Source organism: Pseudarthrobacter sp. MDT1-56, from assembly GCF_059383555.1.
In genome coordinates, this window is sequence record NZ_JBWZCK010000012.1 from 156933 (window position 1) to 164922 (window position 7990).

The 7990-nt window shown below is 67.8% G+C and carries 5 protein-coding genes; 2 read left to right on the forward strand and 3 right to left on the reverse strand.

What is annotated here, in order from left to right; genetic code table 11:
* Positions 1-38: 38 nt before the first annotated feature.
* Both AC50YC_RS16920 and AC50YC_RS16925 read left to right on the forward strand, forming a co-directional pair.
* The gene (locus tag AC50YC_RS16920) at positions 39-1721 is read left to right on the forward strand and encodes a helicase HerA-like domain-containing protein (RefSeq protein WP_494954460.1); all 1683 of its coding nucleotides are present in this window, start codon (positions 39-41) and stop codon (positions 1719-1721) included.
* A gap of 72 nt (positions 1722-1793) precedes the next feature.
* Positions 1794-2786: a hypothetical protein gene (locus AC50YC_RS16925; RefSeq protein WP_494954461.1), complete on the forward strand. Its 993-nt coding sequence runs from the start codon at positions 1794-1796 to the stop codon at positions 2784-2786.
* A gap of 112 nt (positions 2787-2898) precedes the next feature.
* On the opposite strand, the gene AC50YC_RS16930 is transcribed toward AC50YC_RS16925, so the two are convergent.
* From AC50YC_RS16930 to AC50YC_RS16940, 3 genes are all read right to left on the reverse strand, one after another.
* Positions 2899-4860 (reverse strand): NHL domain-containing thioredoxin family protein, encoded by a 1962-nt coding sequence (locus tag AC50YC_RS16930; RefSeq protein WP_494954462.1) that lies wholly within the window; start codon positions 4858-4860, stop codon positions 2899-2901.
* Positions 4857-6935: a bifunctional copper resistance protein CopD/cytochrome c oxidase assembly protein gene (locus tag AC50YC_RS16935; RefSeq protein WP_494954466.1), complete on the reverse strand. Its 2079-nt coding sequence runs from the start codon at positions 6933-6935 to the stop codon at positions 4857-4859. Before AC50YC_RS16935 ends, AC50YC_RS16930 begins: the two co-directional genes overlap by 4 nt.
* A 229-nt stretch (positions 6936-7164) precedes the next feature.
* The gene (locus AC50YC_RS16940; protein ID WP_066436531.1) at positions 7165-7452 is read right to left on the reverse strand and encodes an HU family DNA-binding protein; all 288 of its coding nucleotides are present in this window, start codon (positions 7450-7452) and stop codon (positions 7165-7167) included.
* Between the last annotated feature and the right edge of the window lie 538 nt (positions 7453-7990).

Here is a 7990-nt window from a genome sequence, read left to right on the forward strand (position 1 = left end):
GCCGGGTCCGGGTTGCCGGACCCGGCTAAGCTGTCCGCATGGCCATCAAATCCACCGCAGACAAAGTCGCCACCATCCAGAAGGGGTACACCCTCGAGGGACCCACGATTGAGCTCGGCGCCGCGATCATCGACGGCGAAGTCCACAAGGATGCCCCCGTCCGGCTGCCGCTGTCCATGATGAACCGCCACGGGCTGGTGGCCGGGGCAACCGGCACGGGCAAGACCGTCACCCTGCACATGATGGCCGAACAGCTCTCCGCTGCCGGGGTCCCGGTATTCCTGGCGGATATCAAGGGCGATCTGTCCGGGCTGGCCACGGCCGCCACGGGCAGCGAAAAACTGATGGAACGCACGGCGGGGATCGGCCAGCCCTGGACCGGAAAGACATTCCCCGTGGAGTTCCTGGCCCTGGGTGGCGACGGCAACGGCATTCCGGTCCGCGCCACCGTCACTTCCTTCGGCCCGATCCTGCTCTCCCGCGTCATGGAGCTCAACGACACGCAGGAATCGAGCCTGCAGCTGGTCTTCCACTTCGCGGACAAAAACAACCTCGAACTGATCGACCTGAAGGACCTGCGCGCCGTCATCCAGTTCCTCACCTCCGCGGAAGGCAAGGACGAGCTCCAGGAACTCGGCGGCCTGTCGAAGTCGACAGCCGGCGTGATCCTCCGTGAACTCATCACGCTCGAGGCGCAGGGCATGGAAAAGTTCTTCGGCGAACCCGAGTTCGACACCGCCGAACTGATGCGCACCGCCCCGGACGGGCGCGGCGTCATCACCTGCCTGGAGCTGCCCACCCTGCAGACCAAGCCGATGCTGTTCTCCACCTTCCTGATGTGGCTGCTGGCGGACTTGTTCGAAGACCTGCCCGAGGCAGGCGACCTGGACAAGCCGAAACTGGTGTTCTTCCTGGACGAGGCCCACTTGCTCTTCAACGGCGCCTCGAAGGCGCTCCTGGACGCCATTAACACCACCGTGCGGCTGATCCGGTCCAAGGGCGTCGGCATCTTCTTCGTCACCCAGACCCCCAAGGATGTCCCCGCGGAGGTCCTCGGGCAGCTCGCCAACCGGGTGCAGCACGCCCTCCGTGCCTACACGCCGGAGGATGCCAAAGCACTCAAAGCCACCGTCTCGACGTTCCCTCGGAGCGACTACGATCTCGAGGAAACCCTCACCTCGGCCGGGATTGGCGAGGCCGTCATCACCGTCATGAACGAGAAGGGCGCCCCGACGCCGGTCGCCCTCACCCGCCTGCGCGCGCCGGAATCCGTCATGGGCCCCAGCGCCGACGCCCTGATCTCCAGCACCGTGGGGGGCTCGGCGTTGCTGCCCAAGTACGGCACCGCCGTCGACAACGTCTCCGCCTACGAGAAGATCTCCGGGAAGGCCGCGGCGGACACGGGCCCGGCGGCCCCCGCTCCGGCCCCCGGCGGCACCTCCGACGTCGACGCCGAGGCACGCCGGATCGAGGAGGAAATCCTGGGCCGCCCCAGCAGCCGGCCCGCTGCGGCGTCCGACCGCCAGGAATCCAGCCAGGAACCCCGGCAGCCTCAACGGCAGCCGGCGGACGACGGCGGCATGGCCGGAGACCTTGCCGGGGCCCTGGGCGGCGCCCTCGGCGGCGGGCTCAAGAGCATGGCCCGCTCGCTCGGGACCCAGCTCGGCCGCGAACTGCTGCGCGGTGTCTTCGGCACCGCCCCCAAACGCCGCCGCCGCTAGGCGGACCTGTCACATGGGGTCCACGTGACAAGGGAAATCCTGTGGGGTGCAGGTAACGTAAGGTAAGTGCAAATGAGTCAGGCGTTGGTCAGGATCGCAGCCGCATGGCTGCTGGTCCTCATGCTTGCCGTGGCCGGAGCCATCGTCGCGGTCAACGTCGTGAACAACACCCTGGCCAGCCCGCAGCAGCCTGTCCGTGAATATATCGATGCCCTGCAGAAGGGCGAAGGCGAGAAAGCCCTCGGCCTGCTGCGCGCTTCCGTTCCCCAAAGCAACGCCGCCATGCTGGACGGGACGGCGCTGCAGACCGCCACCGCCCGGATCAGCGGCATCAAGTACGGCGAGGCCGAGGACCGCGGCAACAACCAGGTCATGGTGCCGATCGACTACACGATTGACGGCAGCGAGCTGCGGACCGAGTTCCTGCTGGAGAGGTCCGGCACGGAATGGCTGTTCTTCCACACATGGGCCATTGTGCCCGCCGCCCTTCCGGTCCTTGACGTCACGGTGGTCAATGCCAGCGAGGCCACCCTCAACGGGGTTCCGGTGAACATGCCCAACGGCCGCAACTCCTTCGCCGTCCTCTACCCCGGCGAGTACGAGGCCTCCCTGGCCGGTGAGTACTTTTCCGCTGCACCCACCACGGCCACTGTGCCCGGCCGGGACGTCCCCGTGACACCGCTGAACCTGATGACGGAAGCCACCGATGGGCTGAAGGAGGCGGTGGGCAACAAGGTGAACGAGTTCCTGGACACCTGCGCCGACACCGCCGACAAGGAGCAGAAACTCCAGCCGGACTGCCCGTTTTACCACACCACCAACAACCGGGTCATAGACGGCACCATCGACTGGAGTATCAGCGAGTACCCCACCGTCAGCATCGAACCTTTCGGCGGACGCTGGGTCGTGGCGCCCCTGAACGGCAAAGCACGAATCGAGGCCCAGCAGGTGGATCTGTTCACCGGGGCCGTGACGTATGTCAACAACGTCCACGATTTCAGCTTCACCACGCGCCTGGACGTCGACGCCGACACCGTCAAAGTCACCCCGCTCCTGAGCTACTAGCCCCCGCGCCAGCGGCCTGCCGCGGGTCCGGGGCCCGGTAAAAGCCAAAAGGCTGCTGTCCGTGACACCGAGGTCACGGACAGCAGCCAAAACCGGGCACCTTCGGCGGAGGTCAGTCCATTCCGCGCAGGTCCAGCACCAGTTCGGTGTCGCCGTCGGCCTGCAGCAGCACCGGGATGCCCCAGTCCTGCTGGTACAGGTGGCACGCAGCGTGGTCCGGGATCTCGCCGTCCGCGTCCTCCGGGCCGTCGCAGGCAGCGGCGCGGGCGGTGATGTGCAGCACGCCCTCGGGCACGTCGGCGGCGAGTTCCAGGGTGCGGAGCAGTCCCACCGACGTTCCGCCGCCGGCCAGCAGCAGTTCCGGCGGGGTGGAGGAGATCTTCAGCTGGGTCGGGTCGCCCCAGCGGTCGTCCAGTTTCTGGCCAGTCGGCGCGGTGAAGCGGACCGCCAGCTCCAGCAGCCCGGGGGCCACGGGGCTCTTGGGCCGGTGGGTCTGGACCGCGCCTTCATCCACCTGCTGCGCTTCCTTGGGGATCGGCACGTAGACCAGCTGGTGCTTGTTCGCCTCGACCACCACCAGCAGCGGCTCGGCGCCGGCAACGTGGGTGTGGTCCACAATGACGTCGGAGGGCTCGGACAGCCCGCGCGCCAGGGTGGAGACCGTGCCCGAGGCGGGATCGTAGCGGCGGACGGCACCGTTGTACGTGTCGGCAATCGCCACCGAGCCGTCCGGCAGCACGGTGACACCGAGCGGGTGCTGCAGCCGGGCCTCGGAGGCCTCCCCGTCGCGGAAGCCGAAGTCGAACAGGCCCTTGCCGACGGCGGATTCAACGGTGATGGCGCCGCCGTCGCCGATTACGAGTTTGCGCAGCGCCGAGGTTTCGGAGTCCGCCACCCAGACGTTGCCGTCGGCGTCCTCGGCGAGGCCGGAGGACTGGGCGAACCACGCTTCCTCGGCCGGGCCGTCGAGCAGGCCCTCGAGGCCGTTGCCGGCGATGATGGACACGGCGCCGGAGCGCGGGTCGAAACTGAAGATCTGGTGCACGCCGGCCATCGCGACGACGACGGCGTGCAGTTTGGTGGACCAGACCACGTCCCAGGGCGAGCTGAGGGAAACCTGCAGCGGATCCGCCTCCAGCCGGGCACCGTACGCGGCCCCTTCTTCGTCCACCCGGGCCGGCCCGGTCTCCAGAAGCCGCTGCACACCGTTGCCGGCCAGGGTCCTGACGGATCCGTCCGCGAGGGACAGCCCGCGCAGGCGGTGGTTCACGGAGTCTGCAATCACGACGTCGTAGCCGGTCTCGGCGGCGACGTCTTCAGGGAGCAGCACCAGGCCCTGGGGTTCGTTGAAGCGTGCCGAGGCGGCATTGCCATCGGCATGGCCCTTGTCGCCGGAGCCATAGGTGGCCAGCACGGTCTGGAAATCGGTGGAGAGCTCCACGAGGCGGTGGTGCCCGGTGTCGGTGACCAGCCAGGAACCCGCCTCCGACGCGCTTCCGACGCCGCGTCCGTCGGGGAGAAACAGGGCCTTGCCGGGGAACCGCAGGGTGCCCGACGTCGGCTCCGGCGCCACATACGGCCCGTCGCCGCGGTGTAGGGTGCCCTTGGCCTCGTGCTCGGCGATCAGCTCCGGGATCAGCACGGCGAGGCCATCGGCGTGGCCTTCACCGGAGAGGTGCGCCACGATGTAGCCCTCGGGGTCGATGACCACCAGCGTGGGCCAGGCCCGTGCCGTGTACGCCTTCCAGGTGTCCAGCTCAGGATCGTCCAGGACCGGGTGGCGGATCTCGTAGCGCTCGACGGCGGCGGCCAGGGCCACCGGATCAGCCTCGTGCTCGAACTTGGGCGAGTGCACACCGACCGTCACGAGGACGTCGGAGTACTGCTGCTCGAGCGGGCGGAGTTCGTCCAGCACGTGCAGGCAGTTGATGCAGCAGAAGGTCCAGAAGTCGAGCAACACAATCTTGCCGCGCAGGGATTCCAGGTCCAGGGACTTTCCCCCGGTGTTGAGCCAGTTGCGGCCCACCAGTTCGGAGGCCCGGACCCGGAGGTGGGTGCGTACGGTTTCGGTCATGAGCGTCCTTCCAGCTTTGAGTTGCGTTCGGCCAGCCGGGCATCGCGCTCGGCCAGCTTGGCAAACATATTGTTGTAAGCGGTGAGATCGGCGTCGTTATTCCTGTCCGCCGCCCGGTCGGTGCGCTTGGACTCGCGCGCGTCGGACCGGGACCACATGACGGCGACGCCAATCGCCACCAGCAGCGTGGGCACTTCGCCGATACCCCAGGCCACTGCGCCGCCCATCTGCTGGTCCAGCAGGGCTGACGGGCCCCAGGTCCGGCCGAGGTTGCCGAAGTAGTCCGCGGCCAGCAGTCCGGTGCCACCCATGATCGCGACGCCGAAGAAGGCATGGAAACCCATCGTGGCCAGCAGGAGCAGCAGCCGCATGGGGTACGGCGCACGCCGGGGCAGCGGGTCGGTGCCGATCATGGTGAGCACGAAGGTGTAACCGGTGAGGGCGAAGTGCAGATTCATCAGCTCATGGCCGATGTGGTCCCGCATCGCGTAGCCGAACGCGTCCGAGTAGTAGAACAGCACGATCGAGCCGGCGAAGTTCGCGGCGGCGAACAGCGGATGCGTCACCAGCTGGGAGAACTTCGAGTGGATGACGATCAGCAGCCATTCGCGTGGGCCGCGGGAGCTGTCACGGCGCGCCGTGAGCGCACGGAGGGCCAGCGTCACGGGGGCGCCAAGGACCAGGAAAATGGGGGCCACCATGGTCAGCGCCATGTGGTCCACCATGTGCGCCGAGAACAGTACCCGGCCGTAGACCGCCGGCGGACCGGAGGTCACGTACGTCAGGACACCGAGTCCGATCACCCAGTTGACGGCCCGGAACCAGGACCAGGAGTCCCCGCGCCGGAGGACCTTGCGCATGCCGAGGATGTAGGCAACCAGGCCAAAGACCGCGACGGCGACCCAGAGCCAGTCCGGGCGCCATTCAGTCAGCCAGCGTTCCGGCGTCAGTTCCGGCGGCAGTTCGTACCCGGAGATGATGAAGGCCGGGGAGGCGTCCGGCGCCAGCGCCTGCTCCTGCGGCGGCGCCGAGCGGCCGAGCGCGACGGCGACGCCCGACGTCGCCCCCATGATCATCAGCTCCGCAACCACCAGCTGCCAGAGCACGCGGCGGGCGGACAGCCCCCCGCCTTGGCTGCCCAGCTGGGGGATGACCCAGCTCCGGTGCATCAGGCCGATGCCACCAAGGACGAGGGTGGCCGCTGCTTTGGCCAGGATCAGCTGCCCGTAGGCCGAGCCGAAAAGGTCGTTCCAGGACGTCAGGCGGATGCTGGAGTTGATCACCCCAGAGGCGAAGACAAGGACGAAGGCGAAGCCTGCCAGGGAGGAGAAACGCCGGAACGTCGGCTCGGTGATATCGGGCCGGCTGCCGGACTTAGGGCCGGAGCCGGTGCTTCCCAGGAGGCCGGAAAGCAGGGCAAGCGTGATGATGCCGCCGACCCAGGCTGACACCCCGACCAGGTGCAGGCCGAGCGAGTTGATGGCACCTTCGTGGTCGGCGGAGCTGGCGGAGTGTCCAATCAGCGCTGACGGGACGAGCCCGATGAGGGACAGTACCAGGGTTGCCGCCAGGGCGACCTGGGAACGGACGCCAAACAAGGCCGTGGTGACCACGGCGGCGATAATGACGACGGCCAGCCACGCGCGGCCGGTCTCGATGTCCGTCATGAAATAGACCAAGGAACGGGTGAACTCCGCGTCCCCGGAGATCCCCTGGCCGGCGATATCCGAGTAGCTCAGCACCAGCACGGCAATCGCTGAGAGCGTCCAGACGGCCCCGGCGGCGGCGGCAATCGCCAGCGTCCGGGTGAAGGCCGGATGTTCCGGGACGTCCCGGTCCTTGGATCGGGAGCCGGCAAGGGTGCGGGGCAGGATACCGACGGCGAAGAGCAAGGCGCCGATCACAGTGGCCAGGGCGGTGTTATGCACAGCCTTGCTGACCGGCAGGCCCCAGCGGACCAGAGCGCCCGGGTCGGAGACCTCGCGGGCGGCTGCGGCGCCGGAGAACACCAACGCGGCAACTAGCCCGAGGAACAGGGCTGCAACGCCAGCGAACAACCAGGGCCGGGAGATCATTCCGGAGCCCGCTACGGAGCCCCGCGGTCCCCCTGTCGGGGTGGGAGCGGCGGCGGTGGTACGAGGATTTGCTGCGGAAGGCACAGTTCCATTGTCCGCTACGCCCCGCCTGCCCGCCGAATCGAGCGATACCCGCCAGCTGCCTGGGCGCTGCGGGCGGACGCAGCAGTTAACGAAAAAGGAGCGGCGACCCAGAGGGTCGCCGCTCCTTTCAAGCGTTCACAGAAGACTACTTCTTCTTGGAGACCGCAGCCTTCAGCTTCGAGCCGGCGGTCAGCTTGACGCTGTGGCCTGCGGCGATCTGGATGGTCTCGCCGGTCTGCGGGTTGCGGCCGGTGCGGGCTGCGCGGTCGGTGCGCTCAACTGCAAGCCAGCCCGGGATGGTGATCTTTTCGCCCGCGGCGACAGAGGTCTCGAAGACCTCGAACATCGCATCCAGCACGGAGTTGACGGCTGCCTGGCTGGTGCCGGCCTTGCCTGCTACCTCTGCAACAAGTTCACTACGGTTCTTAGCCATTTATGTCCTCCTGGACGGTCATAATTTCTGGAGCCTGCACACGGCATGCGCACAAGCCACTGTTCGAAAACTTACCAGCTTGCCGCCGCGGAGGTGGCAAATTCCGCGTGTTTTCGGCCTTTTTTGGGGAAAAACCCGGGAAACGACGCCTTTCGGGGCATTATTTCGCCATCAGCGGACGCCCCCTCAGCCGGGGCCGTGTCCGCCCACCGGCTCCCTCAGATCCCGCCAGATCCGGGGCAACGCTTCCGGCCCCTGGAGCCGGCCGACGACGGCATCCTGCCGCGCCGGGGCCCGCCCCCGGCCCCATGGACGCCGTCTGGCTCCTGCGACGCCGGGCCCGGAACTCGGGCGCCGGGATCCTCCGGCGGGCGCTGAGGGCGGCTGGACGGCACGCAGGCAGCTATCGGAGGTTGGCCTGCGGTAGGCCGGGGCCCTGTGGTGCTGTTTGGGGGGTTAAATGCGGGAGAGCCCCGACCGTGTGGTTGGGGCTCTCGACCGTTTAATGATGTTCCGGCGGTGACCTACTCTCCCACAC

Excerpts from the sequence above, each read along its gene's own strand:
- AC50YC_RS16920 (WP_494954460.1), top strand. The coding sequence starts at position 39 with ATGGCCATCAAATCCACCGCAGACAAAGTCGCCACCATCCAGAAGGGG.
- AC50YC_RS16925 (WP_494954461.1), top strand. The coding sequence starts at position 1,794 with ATGAGTCAGGCGTTGGTCAGGATCGCAGCCGCATGGCTGCTGGTCCTC.
- AC50YC_RS16930 (WP_494954462.1), bottom strand. The coding sequence starts at position 4,860 with ATGACCGAAACCGTACGCACCCACCTCCGGGTCCGGGCCTCCGAACTG.
- AC50YC_RS16935 (WP_494954466.1), bottom strand. The coding sequence starts at position 6,935 with ATGATCTCCCGGCCCTGGTTGTTCGCTGGCGTTGCAGCCCTGTTCCTC.
- AC50YC_RS16940 (WP_066436531.1), bottom strand. The coding sequence starts at position 7,452 with ATGGCTAAGAACCGTAGTGAACTTGTTGCAGAGGTAGCAGGCAAGGCC.